Below are 1,348 nucleotides of genomic sequence, written 5' to 3'. Positions count from 1 at the left end.
TATGATCTAGTAACTGTTCGGCAAAAGAATATGCAGGAAAATACGCAACACATAAGACACCTATAATGTATTTCATATAAGCCTCTTAAAGTGTGGTTTTCTTACCATTAACTGTTAGAGATACGCTGTATTTATGATTTGGTTGGTAGGTAAAGTTACTAATCGAGTAACTTTTCGACTTCTCCGCAAGAATATAACCATTCACAGTATTTACTTTAATGGGATAACTTTTATTTGCTGTTGTATCAATAAGCATTAGACGGCAGAGTAAAACTTGAAGTGCGACATAAACCACCTAATTAATTTAAAGGGTTTATGGAGTATATAAAATTGTCATACCATCATCTTAACTTTGAAGATCGTACTGCATTAATGCTTGAGTCAAGAAAAGAAGGCTTTTCAGCCAGAAAATTTGCTGAACTCATTAAAAGACATCCTAGTACGATCTATCGTGAGCTTAAAAGAAATAGCATCAATGACGTTTATCAAGCTCGATATGCTTCTGATAACACCTTCGCTAGACGTAGACGTGGTCACAGAAAACTCAAAATCGATTCAATCCTCTGGAAATTTATTGTTGAAGCGATCCGTTGTTTATGGTCTCCTCAGCAAATAGCAAAGCGTTTAAAGACATTTCCTGATTTGGATCAAACAATGAATGTAAGCCATACAACGATTTATTCAACGATACGAGCATTACCCAAGGGTGAGTTGAAAAAAGACTTATTATCCTGTCTGCGTCATGAAAATAAAAAGCGAAAAGCTAACGGTGAACCTAAAAAAGATTCTATATTACAGGATATTAAAACTATTCATGAGCGCCCAGCCGAAGTTCAAGAAAGAAAAATACCGGGTCATTGGGAAGCTGATTTAATTAAAGGTAAAGACAATAAAAGTTCGATAGCAACACTTATTGAACGAAATACACGGCTCTGTATCTTGGCAACATTACCTGATGCAAAGGCAGAATCAGTGCGCAAGGCTTTAACTGAAGCTCTGAAATATTTACCTGCAGAACTGCGTAAAACGTTGACCTATGACCGTGGACGCGAGATGTCAGAACATAAAATACTCGAAGAAGATTTAGGCATAGATGTATATTTCTGTGACCCACATTCACCTTGGCAAAAAGGCACATGCGAAAATATGAATGGTTTAATTAGGCAATATTTACCTAAAGGGATTGATTTAAATCAGGCAGATCAGCATTATTTAAATCAAGTTGCCATGTCACTGAATACTCGTCCTAGAAAGGCGTTAGATTGGCTTACACCATTAGAGAAATTTGCTCAGCTTGTTGATTATCATATGGCTTTTGAAACTGTCGCACCTCATGTTTGAATTCGCC

Annotated in this window: 1 protein-coding gene and 1 pseudogene; one reads left to right on the top strand and one right to left on the bottom strand. The window is 36.4% G+C overall.

The annotated features are described in order from the left end of the window. Window positions 1-85: 85 nt before the first annotated feature. Window positions 86-271, bottom strand: a pseudogene (locus tag HMPREF0013_RS24920) (molecular chaperone); the annotation flags it as partial. Window positions 272-372: 101 nt separating this feature from the next. Between HMPREF0013_RS24920 and HMPREF0013_RS24215 the strand changes: the two are divergent. Beyond that, a complete protein-coding gene (locus HMPREF0013_RS24215; protein ID WP_005804963.1) occupies window positions 373-1,341 on the top strand; it encodes an IS30 family transposase in 969 nt (322 codons plus the stop codon). Window positions 1,342-1,348: the final 7 nt, after the last annotated feature.

The organism is Acinetobacter sp. SH024 (assembly GCF_000163635.1).
Lineage (GTDB): Bacteria > Pseudomonadota > Gammaproteobacteria > Pseudomonadales > Moraxellaceae > Acinetobacter > Acinetobacter pittii.
The sequence above is the reverse complement of the archived record's forward strand: the minus strand, read 5'-3'. Positions and strand labels throughout refer to the sequence as shown.

Excerpts from the sequence above, each read along its gene's own strand:
- HMPREF0013_RS24215 (WP_005804963.1), top strand. The coding sequence starts at position 373 with ATGCTTGAGTCAAGAAAAGAAGGCTTTTCAGCCAGAAAATTTGCTGAA.